Below are 20,309 nucleotides of genomic sequence, written 5' to 3' on the forward strand. Positions count from 1 at the left end.
AAGTCCCCCAACCCCGCGGAGCGCCACGTAGGGTTCCTGCGTGAGTAACGAAGACATCACGCTGACCGCGGCCGACGCGGAGGTGACCGTCCAGCCCGGCAACGGCGGACGAATCGGCGGACTGAAGGTCGACGGAGTCGAACTGCTCCGCCAGGGCAAGAAGTTCGGCTGCTTCCCGATGGTCCCCTGGTGCGGCCGCACCAGGGACGGCCGTTTCCTGAACGGCGCCACCCCCCACCAGCTCCCCCTCAACTCCCCACCCCACGCCATCCACGGCACCGCCCGGGACGCCGCCTGGCACACGGCCCGCAGGAGCGAGAACGAGGCCGTCATCACGTACGACCTCGTCGACCCCTGGCCGTACACCGGCCGCGTCACGCAGGTCGTCGCGCTGACCGCGGACACCCTGACGCTGACCATGTCGGTGGAGACGTACGACGACTCCTTCCCGGCGCAGATCGGCTGGCACCCCTGGTTCAACCGCAACCTGGGCGGGGGCACCGAGGACGTGCGGGTCGACTTCGCCGCCGCCTGGCAGGAGGAGCGCGGCGACGACCACCTGCCCACCGGCCGCCGTATCGACCCGAAGCCCGGCCCCTGGGACGACTGCTTCGGGATGCCGGACGGAGTCGACGTCACCCTCACCTGGCCGGGCCGGCTGGAGCTGAACGTCGCGAGCCGTGAGCACTGGGTCGTCGTGTACGACGAGCAGGAGGCCGCCGTCTGCGTGGAGCCGCAGACCGGGCCGCCCAACGGGCTCAACACCCTGCCCCGCCTGGTCACCCCCATCGATCCCCTCGAAGCCACCACCACCTGGACCTGGCGGCGCCTCTGACCGGACGACCGGACAGGGCGAGTGACCCGGCGGCGCCTCTAAGCTGGCCCGCATGAGTGACGTACGCGGCGAGCTGCTGCAGCAGATCAAGGACAAGGCCGTGGTGCACGGCAAGGTGACCCTCTCCTCGGGCCTGGAGGCGGACTACTACGTCGACCTGCGGCGGGTCACCCTGGACGGCGAGGCCGCCCCGCTGGTCGGCCAGGTGCTCCTCGACCTGACGGCGGACCTCGAGTTCGACGCGGTCGGCGGCCTCACCATGGGCGCCGACCCGGTGGCCGGCGCCATGCTGCACGCGGCCGCCGCGCGAGGCCGCCGCCTGGACGCCTTCGTCGTACGCAAGGCGGCCAAGGCGCACGGCATGCAGCGGCGCGTGGAGGGCCCGGACATCGCGGGCCGCCGCGTGGTCGTCGTCGAGGACACCTCCACCACCGGCGGCTCCCCGCTCACCGCCGTCGAGGCCGTGCGCGAGGCCGGGGCCGAGGTCGTCGCCGTCGCGACCATCGTCGACCGCGCCACCGGTGCCGGCGAGAAGATCCAGAAGGGCGCGGGCGTTCCGTACCTCTTCGCCTACTCGAAGGACGAACTGGGCCTGGACTGAGCCCGGTTCCGGGCCCCGGTCCCATCCCCCGTCTCCTCCCCGGTCCGAGCCCGCGCCGGGAGTTGTCCACAGGCTGGGCACGGGGGCCGGAGCATCCGGGCAAGTCTGGAAAGATGGGGCCGACGATGACGTCACCCCCTAGGTCAGGGCCGTAAGCAGCAGAACGCCACCCGCACATACACAAGGAGCGGACAGATGCCGATCGCAACCCCCGAGGTCTACAACGAGATGCTCGACCGGGCGAAGGCAGGCAAGTTCGCCTACCCGGCCATCAACGTGACCTCGTCCCAGACCCTGCACGCTGCGCTGCGCGGCTTCGCGGAGGCCGAGAGCGACGGCATCGTCCAGATCTCCACCGGTGGTGCGGAGTTCCTGGGCGGCCAGTACAACAAGGACATGGTGACCGGCTCGGTCGCCCTGGCCGAGTTCGCGCACATCGTCGCCAAGAAGTACGACATCACGGTCGCCCTGCACACGGACCACTGCCCCAAGGACAAGCTCGACGGGTACGTACGCCCGCTGATCGCGGTCTCCGAGGAGCGCGTCGCCCGTGGCGAGAACCCGCTGTTCCAGTCCCACATGTGGGACGGCTCGGCGGAGACGCTGGCCGACAACCTGGCCATCGGCCAGGAGCTGCTCGCCCGCGCCGCCGCCGCGAAGATCATCCTTGAGGTCGAGATCACCCCGACCGGCGGCGAGGAGGACGGCGTCTCGCACGAGATCAACGACTCCCTCTACACGACGGTCGACGACGCCATTCGTACGGCGGAGGCCCTGGGCCTGGGCGAGAAGGGCCGCTACCTGCTGGCCGCGTCCTTCGGCAACGTGCACGGCGTCTACAAGCCGGGCAACGTCGTGCTGCGCCCCGAGCTCCTCAAGGAGCTGAACGAGGGCGTGGGTGCCAAGTACGGCAAGCCGTCCCCGTTCGACTTCGTCTTCCACGGCGGCTCCGGCTCCACGGCCGACGAGATCGCCACCGCGCTGGAGAACGGCGTCGTGAAGATGAACCTGGACACGGACACGCAGTACGCGTTCACCCGCCCGGTCGCGGACCACATGTTCCGCAACTACGACGGCGTCCTGAAGGTCGACGGCGAGGTCGGCAACAAGAAGACGTACGACCCCCGCACCTGGGGCAAGCTCGCCGAGGCGTCGATGGCCGCCCGCGTCACCGAGGCCTGCGCCAACCTGCGCTCCACGGGCACGAAGATCAAGTAACCCCGTTTCGTACGGCTCGGGCCCGGTTTTCCTTTCGGAGAGCCGGGCCCCGCCGTATGTCCGTATGCTCCGGTGTATGGCTGCCCCGCCCCAGGAGTCCCCGGCCGTCAGAATGTCCTCCCCCGCCGGGAAGTGGATCCTGCTTACCACCGTGCTCGGGTCGAGCATGGCGATGCTGGACTCGACCGTGGTGAACGTCGCGCTGCCGACGATCGGCCGCGATCTCGACTCGGACCTGGCGGGCCTCCAGTGGACCGTCAACGCGTACATGCTGACCCTCGCGGGTCTGATCCTCCTGGGCGGAGCGCTCGGTGACCGTTTCGGGCGCCGGAAGGTGTTCGTCGTCGGGCGTGGTGTGGTTCGCGGCGGCGTCCCTGCTCTGCGGGCTCGCGCCCAGCGCGGGCGTCCTCGTCGCGGCCCGCGCGCTGCAGGGCATCGGCGGCGCGCTGCTCACGCCCGGTTCGCTCGCGCTGATCCAGGCGTCGTTCCACCCGGACGACCGGGCGAGGGCCGTCGGACTGTGGTCGGGCTTCGGCGGCATCGGCGCGGCGGTCGGCCCGTTCCTGGGCGGCTGGCTGGTGGACGGCCCCGGCTGGCGCTGGGTGTTCCTCCTCAACGTCCCGCTCGCGCTGCTCTGCGCCCCGATCGCCCTGCGCCACGTACCGGAGTCGAAGGACGACCGGGTCCACGGGCGCGGCTTCGACGTGCTCGGCGCGGCCCTCGGCGCGCTGGCGCTGGCCCTGGTGACGTACGCCCTCATCGAGGCGTCCGCCGGATCGACGGCCGTCGTCGCCGTGACGGCTGCCGCGGGGGTCGCGGCGGGCGTCGCCTTCGTGGCCGTGGAGCGGCGGCGGGCCGACCCGATGATGCCGCTCGACATCTTCGCGTCCCGCCAGTTCACGGCGGTCAACGTCGTCACCCTGTGCGTGTACGCGGCCTTCAGCGGGTTCTTCTTCCTCTCCGCGGTCCAGCTCCAGGTCGTGGCCGGATACTCGGCCCTCGGCGCCGGCACGGCCCTGCTGCCGACGACGGTCCTGATGCTGTTCCTGTCGGCCCGCTCCGGCGAACTCGCCCAGCGCATCGGCCCCCGCATCCCGCTCACCGTGGGCCCGCTGCTGTGCGCGACCGGGATGCTGCTGATGCTGCGGGTGGGCACCGACGCCTCGTACGTGGGCGACGTGCTGCCCGCCGTCCTGGTGCTCGGCCTCGGCATGGTGACACTGGTCGCGCCCCTCACCGCGACCGTGCTCGCCTCCGTGGACGTCGGCCGGGCGGGCCTGGCCAGCGGGATCAACAACGCGGCGGCCCGCGCGGCCGGCCTCGTCGCCGTGGCCGCGCTGCCGCTGCTCGCCGGGATGGGCGAGGAGGCGTACCGCTCGGCGGACGCCTTCAATGACGCGTTCCGGCGGGCGATGCCCCTGTGCGCGGGCATCCTGGTCGTGGGTGCGGTGATCGCCTACGCGACCGTACGGAAGCCTCCGCCGGGCTGTCTGCGCCCGGAATGTCTCACCCACGGCAGTGTGACGGCCCCGCCGCTGGAGCCGAACCAGTCGCGCGGGCGGCTGGAGTAGCCGACCGGAGTGGCGGCGTCGCGTTCGCGGGGGGAGTAAAGCGGGCCCGCAGTGCGCGCGCGGGCGTCGGGGCCAGGCAAACTGGAACCCATGGCCATCAACGAGAACCTCCTCGGGGGACCGCCCCCGACCCACCTGCCCGACGACCCGGAGCCGCGCGAGCTCCTGGCGAACGGCACACCGCCCGCCGATGTCGCCGCCAAGTACCCCACCTCCTCGCTCGCCTGGGCCCAGCTGGCCGACGAGGCGTACGAGCGCGGCAGCGTCGTCGAGTCGTACGCGTACGCCCGTACCGGCTACCACCGCGGTCTGGACTCCCTGCGGCGCAACGGCTGGAAGGGCCACGGCCCGGTGCCCTGGGAGCACGAGCCGAACCGTGGCTTCCTGCGCGCCCTGCACGGCCTCGCCCGCGCCGCGCAGGCGATCGGCGAGCAGGAGGAGTACGAGCGCTGCTCGCAGTTCCTGAAGGACTCCTCTCCGGCGGCGGCCCAGACCCTCGGCTGAGCCGGACTGTTGTTTGTGCAGGTCCGCCTGGTGTGACCAGGCGGACCTTGCGGATTCGGGGCACGATTGTGGAGGATGCCCGTGGGGACCGGGGCCACCGTGTCGAATTCGGCAGGGGCGGACCGCTACCCGGAGTACACAACAGGAGACAGCGATGTCCCACCAGGCTCAGCCCCAAGAGGCTTCGGAGCCCGAGACCCCGCATCTCGCCCCAAAACTAAATTGGAGCAGCCAGGGCACGACCCCGTACGAGGACTACGTCCAGGCGGACGTCCTCACCCACCTCCAGCACACCCTCTCCGACGATCCCGGAGAGATGGTCTTCCTGGTGACCACCCAGGTCATGGAGCTGTGGTTCACCGTCATCGTCCACGAGTGGGAGACCGCGGCGAAGGCACTGCGCGAGGACCGGGTGCCGGTCGCGGTGGCGGCCCTGAAGCGGTCGGTACGGGAGCTGGAGGCGCTGAACGCCTCCTGGAAGCCCCTCGGCCAGCTCACTCCGGCCCAGTTCAACTCGTATCGCAGTGCCCTCGGCGAGGGTTCCGGCTTCCAGTCGGCCATGTACCGCCGTATGGAGTTCCTGCTCGGCGAGAAGTCCTCGTCCATGCTCGTGCCGCACCGGGGCGCGCCCCGCGTGCACGCCGAGCTGGAGAAGGCCCTGCACGAACCGAGCCTGTACGACGAGGTGTTGAGGCTGCTGGCGCGGCGCGGCCACGCGATTCCGTCCTCGGTCGTCGACCGTGACGTGTCCCTCCGCTACGACCCGTCGCCCGAGGTCGAGACCGTCTGGGCCGACCTGTACTCGGGCGACGAGGACGCCGAACTCGCCCGGCTGGGCGAGGCGTTGACCGATGTCGCCGAGCTCGTGTGGCGCTGGCGCAACGACCACCTGGTGGCCACGCGGCGCGCCATGGGGTCGAAGACCGGCACGGGCGGCTCCGCCGGGGTGGCCTGGCTGGAGAAGCGGGCCCGGAAGAACGTGTTCCCCGAGCTGTGGACGGCGCGGTCCCATGTCTGAGCCCGAGATGCGGCCGAAGGCCGAGAAACTGGACGCGACGGACGAACTGGCCGGTCTGCGCGCCCAGTTCGTCCTCGACGACGCGGTGTACCTGGACGGGAACTCCCTGGGCGCGCTGCCGCGCTCGGTCCCCGGACGGGTCGAGGACGTCGTACGCCGCCAGTGGGGTTCGCTGCGGATCCGGTCCTGGGACGAGAGCGGCTGGTGGACCGCACCGGAACGGATCGGCGACCGGATCGCTCCGCTGGTCGGCGCGGCGCCCGGCCAGATCGTCGTCGGCGACTCCACAAGTGTCAACGTCTTCAAGGCGGTTGTGGGCGCGGTACGGCTGGCGGACGGCGGTCCGGAGGGGCGGAGCGGCCGGGACGAGGTCCTGGTGGACGCGACGACGTTCCCCACGGACGGCTACATCGCCGCCTCGGCCGCCCGCCTCACGGGCTGCACGCTGCGTCCGGTGACCCCGGACGAGGTGCCGGACGCCTTGAGCGAGCGCACGGCGGCGGTCCTGCTGAACCACGTCGACTACCGCACGGGCCGCCTGCACGACCTGCCGACCCTCACGGCGGCGATCCACGCGGCGGGCGCCATTTCGGTCTGGGACCTGTGCCACAGCGCGGGCGCCCTGCCGGTGGGCCTCGACGAACACGGCGTGGACCTGGCGGTCGGCTGCACGTACAAGTACCTGAACGGCGGCCCGGGTTCACCCGCGTACCTCTACGTCCGCGAGGCCCACCAACCGCGCTTCGACTCCCCCCTCCCGGGCTGGAACTCCCACGCCGACCCCTTCGGCATGACCCCGGACTACACCCCGGCCCCTGGCGCCCTCCGCGGCCGCGTCGGCACCCCCGACATCCTCTCCATGCTCGCCCTGGAGGCGGCACTGGAGGTCTGGGACGACGTATCGATCGCCGCGGTCCGCACCAAGTCCCTCGCCCTGACGGACTTCTTCCTGGAATGCGTCCAGGCCTACGTCCCCGGGGGCGCGGTGGAGTCGGTGACTCCCGCCGCCCACACGGAACGCGGCAGCCAGGTGGCCCTCCGCTGCGCCGACGCGGGCAACGTCATGCGCCGCCTGATCGACAGGGGCGTCATAGGCGACTTCCGCGAACCGGACGTCCTCCGCTTCGGTTTCACCCCGCTGTACGTGGGGTTCGGGGATGTGGAGAGGGCGGCGCGGGTTTTGGGGGAGATGTTCTAGCGGGCTCGGGGCTCGGGCTTCCGGTTGGTCCGGCGCTGGGTTTTCGGCCGGTCGGGGGTTGGGCCGTAGGCCGGTCCGGCGCTTGATCTTTTAGCCCGTCCGGCGTTTGAGGACGAGGCCGCAGGCCGATTTCCCCACCCACCCACGGTCAACCCACCCACTCACCCAGCCCGTCCGGCGCTTGAGGACGAGCGCGTCAGCGCGATGCGGGGGCCTGGGGGCGGAGCCCCCAGGGGACGGGACGGGTAGGGGCGGCGGGGGCGAAGAAAACCGAGGTCGCCCCCGGCACGGGTTCACGCCCCCACAACGAACACCCCGGCCCGCGCGGCGGCAACCGCGGCCTCCGCCGCCCGATCGGCCGCGGCCACACCGGGCGCCACCCCCGTCGTGAGCAACGTGTAGTAGAGGGGCGCCGAGACAGCCCGTACGACCTCGGACGCGTCCGTGCCCAACGGCAACTCCCCCCGAGCAACCCCCTGCTCGACACAAGGCGCCCACTCAGCAACCCGCACCTCATAAAACCGCCGCAACGCCTCCGCCGTACGCCCGTCCCCCGTAGCCGCAGCAATCACCGCCCGAAACAACGCCCCCTGCCGAGGATCGGCCAACGTCCCCCGAACAAGCCGCGCATTGGCCCGAAGATCACCGAGCACACCCCCCGTCTCCGTACGAGGCAACGACTCCTCTGCCATCTCGGCCAGCAGATCCGCGACAAGCCCCGTCACGTTTCCCCACCGCCGGTACACCGTGGTCTTCCCCACCTCGGCCCGCCGCGCGACATCCGCCAGATCGAGATGCGCGAACCCCTGCTCGGCGAGCACGTCCCCGGCGGCCCGCAGCACGGCGGCCCGCACCCGCGCGGTACGCCCCCCGGGACGAACGGTGCCGGGCTCAGCGGACATGACGGGCTCCTTCAAGGACGTACGGCGGCTTCATGGACGTATGGCGGCTTCATGGACGTATGGCGGCTTCATGGACGGGCGGCCACGGCCGATTCACGGACGCACGGCGGCCACGGCCGTGGCGTTTCGTGGAGGCACGAGGCCCACCACCAGCGTAACGAAACAACAGAACCATTTGCCCCTCACCGAGGGTCACGGCCGCGTGTTGAGGCACGTCACCGGCCTGATACCGTCCCGCCAACGGTCCGCCCGCCGGAGCGTGTTGACAGGCGGGCCGCGCAGGTGAACACACACCGCACCGCTGAGAGGTTGGAGCATGCCGGACGACGCCCGCGACGCCGCGGAGGAGGAGTCGGCCTTCTCGCATCCGCCCGTCGACCCCGACACCACCACCGCGTACGGGGACCACCCCGACCAGGTCGTCGACTTCTACGCGCCGCGCGGCGGCGAGGAACGCGCCCCGCTCGTCGTGGTCCTGCACGGCGGCGCCTGGCGGGCACCGTACGACCGCCGGCACATCACGCCGTTCGCGGACTTCCTGGCCAGGCGGGGCTTCGCCGTGGCCAACGTCGAGTACCGGCGCGGCGGCACCATCCCGGCGCAGGGCGGCGACGGGCCCGTCGCGGGACGCTGGCCGGACACGTTCGACGACGTGGCGGCGGCGCTCGACGCGATGCCGGGACTCCTGCGCGAGGCCCTGCCGCAGGCCGACCCGCGCCGCATGGTGGTCACCGGGCACTCGGCGGGCGGCCAGCTGGCTCTCTGGGCCGCCGCCCGTCACCTGCTGCCGGCCGACGCGCCCTGGCGCACGGACCGCCCCGCCCCACTCCGAGGCGTCGTCGCACTCGCCCCGATCGCCGACTTCACGGTCGCGGAGAAACTGGACGTCTGCTCCGGCGCGTCCCGCCAACTCCTCGGCGGAGAGGCGAAGTTCGGCGAACGCCAGCCGTACGCCGATCCGGCCCTGCTCCTCCCGACGGGCATCGCCACGACCCTGGTCCAGGGCCGCGAGGACGTCGTCGTACCGCAGGCGGTCGCCGAGGCATACGCGGACGCGGCGGCCAAGGCCGGCGAGGTGGTCGGCCTGACGCTCCTGGAGGACGTGGGCCACTTCCCCCTGATCGACCCGGCGGCGGACGCGTGCGCGGTGGTGGCGGAGGAGATCGCCCAACTGGCCTGGTAGGGGCGCGGCCCTGCCCCTTCAGGGGCACGGGGAACTGCGCGCTCAGCCCCGAAGCTCCCGCGGCCGCGTCAGCGAGAGTCAGTGAATCGACGGGTGCGGTGCCGGTACCGGAACGGAGCCGCACCCGTGCCGGTACCGGAACGGAGCCGCACCCGTGCCGGAGCCGGAACGGAGCCCGTGCCTGGGTGGCGCCCGCGCCGGAGCGGAGCCGCTGCCCATGCGGAGCAGAGGCGCCCCGGTGATACCCGTAATACCTGAGAGCTACCCCGCAGGTGAGCTCCCTGGCGGGACGCCGACCACAAGCCCAGATCCGTAACTTCCTTCTCAGTTGAGCCCGACGGACGGGCGAACCGAGACGGGGGCACACGGATGGGGCTACGGGGGAGGGCTGCGGCGCGACCGGGCCGGTCGGCCCGGCCGAGCCGTACGGGCCGGCCGGTTCAGTCAGGCCAGTCAGGCCAGCCAGGCCAGGCAGACCTGCCGGTTCCGGCAGGCCGGCCGGGCGAGGCAGACCAGTCGGGCCGACCGGGCGAGGCAGACCAGCCAGGCCAGCCAGGTCAGGCAGACCCGCCGGTTCCGGCAGGCCGGCCAGGTCGGGCAGACCCGCCGGGCGAGGCAGACCAGCCGGTTCAGCCAGACCAGCCGGGCCAGCCACGCCAGCCACGCCATCCGGGCAAACGCCCCCGATGGCCCCGCGCCCGCCGCGGCCTGCTGGCCGCCCTGATCACGGGCGCCCTCGTCGCCCCGATCTCCGCCGCGGCCACCCACCCGGAGATACCGGCCCCCGCCCCGGCCCACACCGGCCCGGTGACCCCCACCACGCTGGACAGCGCCTACGCGGCGAACCGGGCGAACGCCGTCAAGGCCTCGCGCATGGCCGCGGCCCACGGCGACCGCAGCCGAGCGGCCGCCGTCCGCTCCATGGCGGACCCGTCGCGCCACTTCCTCACCTTCGACGCCCGAGGCTCCGGCCGAGCCTCCGAGGTCTTCGGCGACCTGGCGAAGGCCGACCACGTGGCGGTCCTCGTACCCGGCTCCGACACGAGCCTGGACACATACGACCGCTTCCGCGCAGGAGCCGTCGCCCTGCACCAGCGGCTCGGCCCACGCGCCGCGGTGATCGCCTGGCTCGGCTACGAGACGCCCGGCACGATCAGCGCCGACGTCCTCACCACGGGCCTGGCCAAGGAGGCGGCACCCGAACTCCTGGAGTTCATAGGTGAGTTGAGGCGGGTGAACGGGCATGCCGGGCTCACCCTGCTGTGCCACTCGTACGGGACGGTCGTGGGCGCCCGCGCGGCGAGTGGCCTCGACATCTCGGACCTGGTGCTTATAGGCAGCCCCGGCACGGGCGTGGACTCGGCCGCCGGCCTGCACACGAAGGCCCGCGTCTGGGCCGGCCGAGGAGGCGACGACTGGATCGCGGACGTCCCGCACACCAGGGCCGACCTCTTCGGCACGACGGTCGGCTTCGGCACCGACCCCGTGTCCCCGTCCTTCGGCGCCCGCGTCTTCGCGGCGGGCGACGGCGGCCACAGCGACTACCTCAAGCCGGGTTCGGTGTCCTTGGCCAACATCGCCCGGATCGTGCTCGGCGAGACATCGGAGATGACCCATGGATGAGGTGATACGCCGACTGCGCCTCGGCGCCGAGCGGATCGACGCGGCGACACCGGCCGACCGGGACCGTTCCGTCGACGCCCTGCGCGCCTTCGCGATACTCGGTGTCGTGCTCGGCCACTGGCTCGTCACGGCCCTGGTCGCGGACGGCGGCAGGCTGCGCACGTCGAGCCCGCTGGCGCACATGCCCTGGCTGGCGCCCATCTCGTGGGTCTTCCAGACGCTCGCCGTGTTCTTCCTGGTGGGCGGGCACGTGGCGACGAAGAGCTACGCGTCGGCGCGGTCGCGCGGGACGACGTACGGACGCTGGCTCGGTACGCGCCTGTCCCGGCTCTTCAAGCCGGTGGCGGCCGTCCTAGGGCTGTGGACCGTGGCCACGGTCGGCCTGCTCGTGACGGGCGCGGACATGAAGACGGTCCACGCGCTGCTGAAGCTGGTCCTGTCCCCTCTCTGGTTCCTGCTGGTCTTCGCCGCGCTGACGGCGGTGACCCCACTGGTGACGCGGGTGAACCCGTTGTGGCCGCTGGCCGTCGTTCTCCATGTGGACCTCATCCGCTTCGGGTTCGGCGGTCCGGCCTGGCTGGGCTGGGTCAATGTGGCGGCGGGCTGGCTGGTGCCGTACACGCTGGGCGCGGCCTGGACGCGGGGCGAGCTGACGCGGCGTTCGGGCTGGGTGCTGCTCGCGGGCGGCGCGGCGGTGACCGCGGGGCTCGTGGCGTGGGGCGGCTATCCGGCGTCGATGGTCGGCGTCCCCGGAGCCTCGGTCTCCAACCTCAACCCGCCGACCCTGGCCGTGGTCACCTTCGGCCTGGCCCAGTGCGGTCTGGCGCTGCTTCTGCGCGAGCGCCTGCGCCTGGCGATGCGCCGGCCGGTGCTCTGGGCCTGGGTGGCCTTCGTCAACCTCTCCGCGATGACGATCTTCCTGTGGCACCAGACGGCATTGATGTCGGTCACCGCGACGGGCCTCCTCGTGGGCCGGCTCCCCGGCCTGCACACCACCCCGGACGACCTCGCGTGGGTGGCCTTCCGACTTGCCTGGCTCCCGGTCTTCGCCCTCGCCCTGGCCGTGTGCTGGGCGGCCTTTCGTTCCTACGAGCAGGGGCACCGCGGCCGGGGCCGTCGTATGCGTCGTCCATCGCGCGTCGTCCGCACCCACCGCGTATCCGTGGAAGCGAACGAGGTCCGGCGTGCCTAGGGTTGACGGCGTGGACGACGCCAGGGACGCCCGGACAGAGGACGACACCACCTCGGCCCCGCCCCCGCCCCCACCACCGGAGATCCTCCCCGCCGTGCCTCTGCCCGCCCGCTCCGAGCACCCCATCAGCGCTACCGGCCCCACCGGCCCCTACCCGGTCGGCCTCACCGGTCCTGCCGGTCCCGCCCAGGTGCCTCGCGTCCGCCGCTCCCTGTCCGCCCTTCTCGCGGGCCTCTCGTCGGGCAGCGCGCCCCTGCCGCCGATGTCCCGGCCCCGTTGGCTGCGCCGGCTGCCCCATGTCGTGATCTGCCTGATCGCTGTTCTCGTCGCGATCGGCAGCATCGACGAGTTGAGCACCGGCTACCGGCTGGGCGTCGAGTTCGGTCTGCTGGCCGGGGTGGCGCAGGGTGTGGCGCTCGTACTCGCCCTGTGGCGGCCCTTTCCGGCCTGGTGGCTGTCGCTGTCCGCGACGTTCATCGCCGCCGTGGCCGCGCGGTCGAACATGACGGAGATGGTGCCCCCGGGCCCCAACTGGCCGTGGATCGGGCCCACGATCGCCGCGCACGCCCTCATCCTCTTCCTGCTCGCCCTGCGGATGCCCGCCCGCGTGGCCCTCGCGGTGCTGGCGGTGACTGGGCTGGTCACCGCCTTCGTCCAGGGCGTCCTCGGCGGCGGACCGTACTCGGGGACGGGCGTGCTGGCCGTCTCCGTGTTCGCCGTCGCCGTCCTCCTCGGCACCGCCCTGCGCGGCAGCCGCGAGGCACGCACCCAGTTGGTCGAGCAGGAGTACCTGACGGCGGAGGAGCGTTCCCGCCGCACCCTGCTGGAGGAGCGCAACCGCATCGCCCGCGAGCTGCACGACGTGGTCGCCCACCACATGTCGGTCATCTCCATCCAGGCCCAAGTGGCCCCGCACCTGGTGGACAACCCCTCCGTCGAGCTCAAGGAGAACCTCGACGGCATCAGGCAGAACGCTCTGGAGGCGCTCACCGAACTGCGCAGGGTCCTCGGCGTGCTGCGCTCGGAGAATCCCGACGACGCGTACGGTCTCGGCGCCGGCACCGGTGCCGCGCCCGACTCTCCCCAGCCCACCCTCGACCGCCTCGACGCCCTCGTCGAGAACACCCGCGCCGCGGGGCTGGCGGTGACCACGGAGATCACCGGCGAGCAGCTCCCGTTGCCGCCCGGCGTGGAGCTGTCCGCGTACCGGATCGTCCAGGAGGCGTTGAGCAACGCGCTGCGGCACGCGCCCGGTTCGGTGGTGCGGGTGGAGCTCACACACTTCCCGCGCGGCCTGCAGATCCGCGTCGTCAACTCCTCGCCCAGTCGGCCCGCACCGCCGTCACCGGGCGCCGGACACGGTCTGCTCGGGATGCGGGAGCGGGCGATGATGCTCGGTGGGACCCTCATGGCCATGGAGACGGCCTGCGGCGGGTTCACGGTGGCCGCGTTCCTGCCGCGTTCGGGCACCACCACCTCCCGCACTCCCCGTCCCGACAACTCGACCGGCCCCAAGGGCCCACCGGACCCCACAGGAGACACTTCATGACGAGCGGCAGCATCCGCGTACTCATCGCCGACGACCAGCAGATGGTCAGGCAGGGCTTCACGGTGCTGCTCAACACCCAGCCCGACATCGACGTGGTCGGCCAGGCGGTCGACGGCCTGGACGCCATCTCCAAGGTCGCCGAACTCGCCCCGGACGTCGTCCTGATGGACATCCGCATGCCCGAGCTCGGCGGCATCGAGGCCACCCGCCGCATCACCGACAAGACTCCGCAGATCAGGGTCCTGGTGCTGACCACCTTCGACCTCGACGAGTACGTGTACGAGGCGCTGCGCGCGGGTGCCTCCGGCTTTCTGCTGAAGGACGCGTCCGCCGACCAGCTCGCCGAGGCGATCCGGGTGGTGGCCGCCGGTGACGCGCTGCTCGCGCCCGGCATCACCCGCCGCCTCATCGCGGAGTTCTCCCGGCTGGACTCCACGCCCCGCACCCCCCTCAAGCAGCGCGTCGGTGAGCTGACCGAGCGCGAGACGGAGGTGCTCGCCCTCATCGCGCAGGGCCTGTCGAACGCGGAGATCGCCGAGCGGCTCTTTGTCGCCGAGCAGACCGTCAAGACCCACGTGGGCCGCATTCTCGTGAAGCTGGGCCTGCGGGACCGCACCCAGGCGGCGGTGTTCGCGTACGAGTGCGGGTTGGTGCGCCCCACCGGCTACTGAGCGCCCCGGCGGCCACGGGCGGCACTGCCCCGAGGGACATCCGGTCGTACCCGTAGTACCTGAGAGGGAGGATGAATGACCCACCTCACTGGTGACGACCGCTACCCCCACCTCCGCCTACGGTTCTGTATGTGACCGAGACGACCCAGACGCAGACGACACCGCCAAGCGGTGGCCGGCCGCGCAGCCCCGAGTTCCAGCTGGCGATGGACGCCTCGCGGGGGCTGCGACAGGACCTCTTCCACGACGCCTTCGCCTTCCGCCCGCTTCCGAAGATGCGCGTGGACGGCCCTCTCACCCGGCGGCTGCCGCCGCGCCTTCGCGAGCAGGCCACCCGGACCCCGCATGCCCTGGTGGCGCTGGCCGGTGGGGTGGCGCTGCTCATCTCCCTCGCGGGCAACGGCGGCGGTGATCTCCCGCAGCTCCTGACCGGCCTCCTCGCACTGGGCACGATCCTGCTGACCCTGCTCAGGCCGGTCGGCGCCTTCTGGGTCTCCCTCGCGGTGACACCGGTCACGGCCCTGTTCGGCAACGACTGGGGGAGCGACTGGCCCTGGCTGCCCGGCGCCTTCGCGACCCAGTTGATCGTGCTCACGGTCGTGGCGCTGCGGACCAGACCCCGCACGGCAGCCTGGATGTGGGCGCTGACCGCGGCGTACGGCCTGTTCGCGGAGGTCTTCTTCGGAGGCAGCCACTACTACACGAACACCATGCCCTTCCTGTTCGTGAGCGCGCTGGCCCTGCTGGTCGTCACGGTGTGGCATGTGCGGCACGACGCCGCGCAGAAGGTGACCGCCCAGGAGACGGTGACGGCGCACGAGCGTTCCAAGCGGACCCTTCTCGAAGAGCGCACGACGATCGCCCGCGAGCTGCACGACGTGGTCGCCCATCACATGTCGGTGGTCGCCATCCAGGCGGAGGCCGCCCCCTACCGCGTGGAGAACCCACCGCCGGAGCTGGAGTACGCCTTCGCGGTGATCAGGGAGAACGCGGTCATAGCTCTCTCCGAGCTGCGCCGGGTCCTCGGTGTCGTACGGGCCGAGGACTACGAGGCCCCGGACGCCCCGCAGCCCACCCTCGCGGACCTGGACCGACTCCTGGAGAACGTGCGGGGCGCGGGACTCGCCGTGGACAAGACGGTCACCGGCGCGGTGCGCGAGCTCCCGCAGGGCGTCGAGTTGTCCGCGTACCGAATAGTCCAGGAGGCGCTGAGCAACAGCCTGCGGCACGCGCCGGGCGCCGCGGCCAAGGTGGAGATCGGCTATGTGCTCGGCGGACTCGGACTGCGCATCGTGAACGGTCCGGCGACGGGCCTGGTCAAGCCTTCCCCGGGCGCCGGGCACGGCATCACGGGCATGAGGGAGAGGGTGTCGATGCTGGACGGGGAGATGACGGCGGCGGCGACGGACGACGGGGGCTACGAGGTCACGGTCTTCCTCCCCGTCCCGGCGACGGCAGCGACGGAGGACTCCGCATGACCATCCGCGTACTGATCGCCGACGACCAGATGATGGTCCGCGAGGGCTTCTCGGTGCTGCTCGGCGCGATGCCGGACATCGAGGTCGTCGGCGAGGCGGTCAACGGCCGCGAGGCCGTGGACCGGGTCCGGGAGCTGGGGCCGGACGTCGTCCTGATGGACATCCGGATGCCCGAGATGAACGGCATAGAGGCGACCCGCGAGATCGTGGCGGCGAACAGCGCGTCGAAGGTGCTCGTCCTGACGACGTTCGACCTCGACGAGTACGTGTACCAGGCGCTGCGTGCCGGAGCGTCCGGCTTCCTCCTGAAGGACGCCTCCGCCCGGCAGCTCGCGGACGGGGTGCGCGTGGTCGCGGCCGGCGAGGCACTGCTGGCGCCCTCGGTGACGAAGCGGCTGATCACGGAGTTCTCGAAGCTGGCCGAGGAGCCCCGCCTTTCGCCCACCGCCCAGGCGGCCTACGGGGACCTGACCGAGCGCGAGACGGAGGTCCTGGTCCTCATAGCCCAGGGCCTGTCCAACGCCGAGATAGCCACCCGCCTCGTAGTGGCCGAGTCCACCATCAAGACCCACGTGAGCCGCATCCTGGTCAAACTGGGCCTGCGGGACCGCACCCAGGCGGCGGTGTTCGCCTACGAGGCGCGACTGGTAACCCCGGGCTGACGGAAGCGCCCTAATCTTTTAGGGGCGCGGGGAACTGCGCGCTCAGCCACGGCGCACCCGCACGTCCCCACCGGCCCGTGGACAACCTCAGGAAGAGGGACGGCCCTGTTCAGACAGGGACACCTCCGGTTAGCGTCCGCTCATGGCAGCTACGAAAACCCCGCCCGCGTTCGACCCCTGGGACCAGGCCTTCCTGGCCAACCCGTACCCCGCGTACGCGGACCTCCGTGCCCAGGGCCGGGTCCACTACTACGAGCCCACCAACCAGTGGCTGGTCCCGCACCACGCGGACGTGTCGACGCTGCTCAGGGACCGGCGCCTGGGCCGGACGTACCAGCACCGGTTCACCCACGAGGACTTCGGGCGTACGGCACCGCCGGCCGAGCACGAGCCGTTCCACGTGCTGAACGACCACGGGATGCTCGACCTGGAGCCTCCGGACCACACGCGGATCCGGCGGCTGGTGTCGAAGGCGTTCACCCCGCGGACGGTCGAGCGGCTGCGGCCGTACGTGGACGGGCTGGCGTCCGAGCTGGTCGGCGAGCTGGTCGCGGCCGGCGGAGGCGACCTGCTGAAGGTCGTCGCCGAACCCCTCCCGGTGGCGGTCATCGCGGAGATGCTGGGGATCCCGGAGTCCGAGCGGGCGCAGTTGCGGCCCTGGTCGGCGGACATCTGCGGGATGTACGAGCTGAGCCCGTCGGAGGAGACGGCGGAGAAGGCGGTGCGGGCGTCGGTCGAGTTCACCGAGTTCCTGCGGGAGCTGATCGCGGTCCGGCGCAAGGAGCCGGGGGACGACCTGGTCTCGGGGCTGATCGCGGCGTACGACGAGGGGGACCGGCTCAGTGAGCAGGAGATGATCTCGACGTGCGTGCTCCTGCTGAACGCGGGCCACGAGGCGACGGTGAACGCCACGGTGAACGGGTGGTGGGCGCTGTTCCGGAACCCCGATCAGCTGGCGGCGCTGCGGGCGGACCGGGGGCTGGTGGGCACGGCGGTGGAGGAGCTGATGCGGTACGACACACCGTTGCAGCTGTTCGAGCGGTGGGTGCTCGACGAGATCGAGGTGGACGGGACGGTGATCCCCCGGGGGAGCGAGGTGGCGTTGCTGTTCGGCTCCGCCAACCATGACCCGGCGGTGTTCGCCGAGCCGGATGCGCTGGATCTGGCTCGGCCGGAGAATCCGCACATCTCGTTCAGCGCGGGGATCCATTACTGCATCGGGGCGCCGCTTGCCCGGATCGAGCTGGCCGCCTCGATGGGGGCGTTGTTGGATCAGGCTCCTTCGCTCAGGCTCGCTGCCGAGCCCGAGCGGAAGCCGAACTTTGTGATTCGGGGGTTGGAGGGGCTGCTTGTCGAGGTGTGACGGGGGCGGTAGGTCCGGTGGGTACGTGCGGGTTGGTGGGGGCTGGTCGCGCAGTTCCCCGCGCCCCTGAAAGACTGCGCAGTTCCCCGCGCCCCTAGAACACTGCGCAGTTCCCCGCGCCCCTGAGGGGCGAGCCCCCGTCAGCCCGTCGTCAGATCCCGGCGCCTCAGCGCAACCAGCCCCACCCCCACCAGCGCCACCGCGATCCCCGTAAGTACCAGCACCGGTGTCCAGGTCATGTCCCCGCCCGGGAGCTTCGGGAGGTGGCCGAAGGGGGAGAGGTCCAGGAGGGCGTTCGGGAGGTCCAGGGCCGGGCCGATCCAGCCCAGGAGGAGGACCGCGCCGGCGGCGCCCCACGCACCCGGCGCCACCGTCGGAGACACCCCGTGGAGGAGGACGGCCAGGCCGCCGATGGTCCAGATCGCGGGGAGCTGGACCAGGCAGGCGCCCAGGATGGCGGGGAGGTCCTGGCCGTAACCGAGGGCGAGACCGAGGCCGCCGACCAGCATGATCAGGGTCGCCCCGCCGAAGGCGATCAGCAGGTGGCCGGAGGCCCAGCGCAGGCGGCCCACGGCGTTGGCGAGGACGGGCTCCGCACGCTGGGAGGTCTCCTCGGCGTGCAGTCGCAGCACGGACTGGACGACGTACAGCGCGGCGACCATCCCGAGCATGCCGACCATCGTGGCGAGGAACGCGTCCGTGATCCCGGACTGGCCGCCCATACGCTCGATGATCTCGCGGGTGCGTTCGTTGTCGCCGACCAGATCCGTGGCGCCCGTGGTGATCCCGCCGAAGGCGACCCCGGCGGCGAGGAAGCCGAGGCTCCAGCCGAGGACGCTGCCGCGCTGCAGCCGCCAGGCCAGCGCCCAGGCCGTACCGAGGCGGCCGGTGGCAGGGCCCGGCCGGGTCGGCAGGAAGCTCATGCCGACGTCACGGCGGCCGGCCAGGTCGTACGCGATCAGGCCCTGGAGTGCCACGGCGGCGACGAAGAGGAGCAGCACCCACCACCGCTCGCCGGCGAAGGAGCGCAGGTTCTCCAGCCAGCCGACGGGGGACAGCCAGGTCAGTACCGACGAGCCGTCGCTCACCGACGAGTCGCCCGCCGCCCTCAGCACGAACGCCGCGCCCAGCAGGCCGCCCGTCAGCCCCTTCGCGAGCCGGGCGCTCTCCGTGAGCTGGGCGACGATCGCCGCCATCGTCGCGAAGACCATGCCGACCCCGGCCGTGCCCAGCCCGAGCGCCAGCGCGCCCGAGGAGCCCTGTCCCGCGAGGCCGCCCGTGATGATCAGCGCGAGGGCCGCGTTCGCGACGAGGGCGGCGAGAAGTGCCGAGGTCAGCGGGGCGCGGCGGCCCACCATGCCCGCCGAGACCATCTCCTGGCGGCCGCTCTCCTCCTCGTCCCGGGTGTGCCGCACGACGACGAGCAGGCTCATGATCCCGGCGAACACGCCCGCGTACGTTCCGATGCGCCACGCCGTGAGGCCGCCGACAGAGTCGCCGAACACGGGCCCGTACATGGCGCGCAGGGAGCTGTTGGTCAGCATCTGGCGGGCCACGTCGGCGCGTTCGGCGGCCGTCGAGTAGACGCTCTCCAGCGAGCCGGGCATGGAGACCACCATCAGCCCGATCACCGCGACCCACAGCGGGATCATCACCCGGTCGCGGCGCAGTGCGAGCCTCAACAGGGTCCAGGTACCGGCCAGTTGACGGGAACCGCCCGCTCGCACGCCGAACCTTGTCCCCGAAGTGCCCGAAGCCACGGCGGTCATCGCGACACCGCCTCCGCCCGCACGTCCTCCTGGTAGTGCCGCAGGAACAGCTCCTCCAGGGTCGGCGGAGTCGAGGTCAGGGACCGTACGCCCGACTCGGTGAGGGAACGCAGTACGGCGTTCAGCTTGTCGCTCTCCACCTGGAGTTTGACCCTGCTGCCCTGGACGTCGAGGTCATGGACGCCGGGCAGGGCCGCCAACCCGTTGGGCGGGCCCGCGAGCTCGGCGGTGACGCTCGTGCGGGTCAGATGGCGCAGCTGGGTGAGCGAGCCGCTCTCCACGGTCCGGCCCTTGCGGATGATGCTGACGCGGTCGCACAGTTCCTCCACCTCGCTGAGGATGTGCGAGGAGAGGAGGATGGTGCGGCCCCGGTCGCGTTCCTCCTCGACGCAGGACTGGAAGACCTCCTCCATGAGGGGGTCGAGGCCCGACGTCGGCTCGTCCAGGATCAGCAGGTCCACGTCCGAGGCGAAGGCGGCGACGAGGGCGACCTTCTGCCGGTTGCCCTTGGAGTACGTGCGCCCCTTCTTGGTCGGGTCGAGTTCGAACCGCTCGATCAGGTCGGCCCGGCGTGCCTTGTCGAGTCCGCCGCGCAGTCGCCCGTACAGGTCGATGACCTCGCCGCCGGAGAGGTTGCGCCAGAGGGTCACGTCGCCGGGGACGTACGCGATCCGGCGGTGCAGTTCGACCGCGTCGGTCCACGGGTTCCCGCCCAGCAGCTGGGCGGCGCCGGAGTCGGCGCGCAGGAGGCCCAGCAGGACGCGGATGGTGGTGGACTTCCCGGCGCCGTTCGGGCCGAGGAAGCCGTGGACCTCGCCGGTCTCGACGTCGAGGTCGAGACCGTCCAGGGCGTGCGTGCTGCCGAACGACTTGTGCAGTCCGGAGACGGTGATTGCCTTCGTCATGGTTCAGAACGTACGCTTCTTTCAGAAATTTGTGAAGTTAAGGAAGCGTATAAATCACGGATAGACT

Annotated in this window: 18 protein-coding genes and 1 pseudogene; 15 read left to right on the forward strand and 4 right to left on the reverse strand. The window is 71.7% G+C overall.

Annotated elements, in window-relative coordinates:
• Positions 1–40: 40 nt before the first annotated feature.
• The 7 genes and pseudogenes from QF035_RS28540 (at position 41) to kynU (ending at position 6,945) form a co-directional block, all read left to right on the forward strand.
• Positions 41–835: an aldose epimerase family protein gene (locus tag QF035_RS28540; protein ID WP_307523415.1), complete on the forward strand. Its 795-nt coding sequence runs from the start codon at positions 41–43 to the stop codon at positions 833–835.
• 52 nt (positions 836–887) lie between these two features.
• Positions 888–1,436, forward strand: coding sequence for an orotate phosphoribosyltransferase (gene pyrE / locus QF035_RS28545; protein ID WP_307523416.1), 549 nt, complete (start codon positions 888–890; stop codon positions 1,434–1,436).
• Between the two features lie 195 nt (positions 1,437–1,631).
• Positions 1,632–2,654, forward strand: a complete 1,023-nt coding sequence (gene fbaA / locus QF035_RS28550; protein WP_307523417.1) for a class II fructose-bisphosphate aldolase — start codon at positions 1,632–1,634, stop codon at positions 2,652–2,654.
• Between the two features lie 76 nt (positions 2,655–2,730).
• Positions 2,731–4,219, forward strand: a pseudogene (locus tag QF035_RS28555) (MFS transporter); the annotation flags it as partial.
• A gap of 96 nt (positions 4,220–4,315) precedes the next feature.
• A complete protein-coding gene (locus QF035_RS28560) occupies positions 4,316–4,729 on the forward strand; it encodes a DUF3151 domain-containing protein (RefSeq protein ID WP_307523418.1) in 414 nt (137 codons plus the stop codon).
• Between the two features lie 154 nt (positions 4,730–4,883).
• Complete coding sequence (locus QF035_RS28565) at positions 4,884–5,747, forward strand: tryptophan 2,3-dioxygenase family protein (RefSeq protein ID WP_307523419.1); 864 nt, start codon at positions 4,884–4,886, stop codon at positions 5,745–5,747.
• Positions 5,740–6,945 (forward strand): kynureninase, encoded by a 1,206-nt coding sequence (kynU, locus tag QF035_RS28570; protein ID WP_307523420.1) that lies wholly within the window; start codon positions 5,740–5,742, stop codon positions 6,943–6,945. Before QF035_RS28565 ends, kynU begins: the two co-directional genes overlap by 8 nt.
• Before the next feature lie 293 nt (positions 6,946–7,238).
• Here the strand turns inward: kynU and QF035_RS28575 are convergent, their stop codons facing one another.
• Complete coding sequence (locus QF035_RS28575; RefSeq protein WP_307523421.1) at positions 7,239–7,847, reverse strand: TetR/AcrR family transcriptional regulator; 609 nt, start codon at positions 7,845–7,847, stop codon at positions 7,239–7,241.
• Between the two features lie 316 nt (positions 7,848–8,163).
• Here QF035_RS28575 and QF035_RS28580 point away from each other — a divergent pair, with 316 nt between their 5' ends.
• Positions 8,164–9,030, forward strand: coding sequence for an alpha/beta hydrolase (locus tag QF035_RS28580; RefSeq protein ID WP_307523422.1), 867 nt, complete (start codon positions 8,164–8,166; stop codon positions 9,028–9,030).
• Positions 9,031–9,483: 453 nt separating this feature from the next.
• Here the strand turns inward: QF035_RS28580 and QF035_RS28585 are convergent, their stop codons facing one another.
• Positions 9,484–9,798: a hypothetical protein gene (locus tag QF035_RS28585; protein ID WP_307532052.1), complete on the reverse strand. Its 315-nt coding sequence runs from the start codon at positions 9,796–9,798 to the stop codon at positions 9,484–9,486.
• Here QF035_RS28585 and QF035_RS28590 point away from each other — a divergent pair.
• From QF035_RS28590 to QF035_RS28620, 7 genes are all read left to right on the forward strand, one after another.
• Positions 9,742–10,653 carry an alpha/beta hydrolase gene (locus QF035_RS28590; RefSeq protein WP_373466983.1) on the forward strand — a complete coding sequence of 304 codons (912 nt, stop codon included), beginning with the start codon at positions 9,742–9,744 and terminating at the stop codon, positions 10,651–10,653. The two genes, QF035_RS28585 and QF035_RS28590, sit on opposite strands and share 57 nt — an antisense overlap.
• A complete protein-coding gene (locus QF035_RS28595; RefSeq protein ID WP_307523423.1) occupies positions 10,646–11,845 on the forward strand; it encodes an acyltransferase family protein in 1,200 nt (399 codons plus the stop codon). Before QF035_RS28590 ends, QF035_RS28595 begins: the two co-directional genes overlap by 8 nt.
• A 262-nt stretch (positions 11,846–12,107) precedes the next feature.
• Complete coding sequence (locus QF035_RS28600; RefSeq protein ID WP_307531486.1) at positions 12,108–13,394, forward strand: sensor histidine kinase; 1,287 nt, start codon at positions 12,108–12,110, stop codon at positions 13,392–13,394.
• Positions 13,391–14,065, forward strand: coding sequence for a response regulator (locus QF035_RS28605; RefSeq protein ID WP_307523424.1), 675 nt, complete (start codon positions 13,391–13,393; stop codon positions 14,063–14,065). Before QF035_RS28600 ends, QF035_RS28605 begins: the two co-directional genes overlap by 4 nt.
• A gap of 131 nt (positions 14,066–14,196) precedes the next feature.
• A complete protein-coding gene (locus QF035_RS28610; protein WP_307523425.1) occupies positions 14,197–15,543 on the forward strand; it encodes a sensor histidine kinase in 1,347 nt (448 codons plus the stop codon).
• Positions 15,540–16,205, forward strand: coding sequence for a response regulator (locus QF035_RS28615; protein WP_307523426.1), 666 nt, complete (start codon positions 15,540–15,542; stop codon positions 16,203–16,205). Before QF035_RS28610 ends, QF035_RS28615 begins: the two co-directional genes overlap by 4 nt.
• A 142-nt stretch (positions 16,206–16,347) precedes the next feature.
• Positions 16,348–17,568, forward strand: a complete 1,221-nt coding sequence (locus QF035_RS28620) for a cytochrome P450 (RefSeq protein ID WP_307523427.1) — start codon at positions 16,348–16,350, stop codon at positions 17,566–17,568.
• A 140-nt stretch (positions 17,569–17,708) separates the two neighbouring features.
• Here the strand turns inward: QF035_RS28620 and QF035_RS28625 are convergent, their stop codons facing one another.
• Both QF035_RS28625 and QF035_RS28630 read right to left on the reverse strand, forming a co-directional pair.
• Positions 17,709–19,337, reverse strand: coding sequence for an ABC transporter permease (locus QF035_RS28625; protein ID WP_307523428.1), 1,629 nt, complete (start codon positions 19,335–19,337; stop codon positions 17,709–17,711).
• A complete protein-coding gene (locus QF035_RS28630) occupies positions 19,334–20,242 on the reverse strand; it encodes an ABC transporter ATP-binding protein (protein WP_307523429.1) in 909 nt (302 codons plus the stop codon). The genes QF035_RS28625 and QF035_RS28630 overlap by 4 nt, the downstream gene beginning before the upstream one ends.
• Positions 20,243–20,309 lie beyond the last annotated feature (67 nt).

The sequence above is a fragment of the Streptomyces umbrinus genome, assembly GCF_030817415.1.
Classification (GTDB): domain Bacteria; phylum Actinomycetota; class Actinomycetes; order Streptomycetales; family Streptomycetaceae; genus Streptomyces; species Streptomyces umbrinus_A.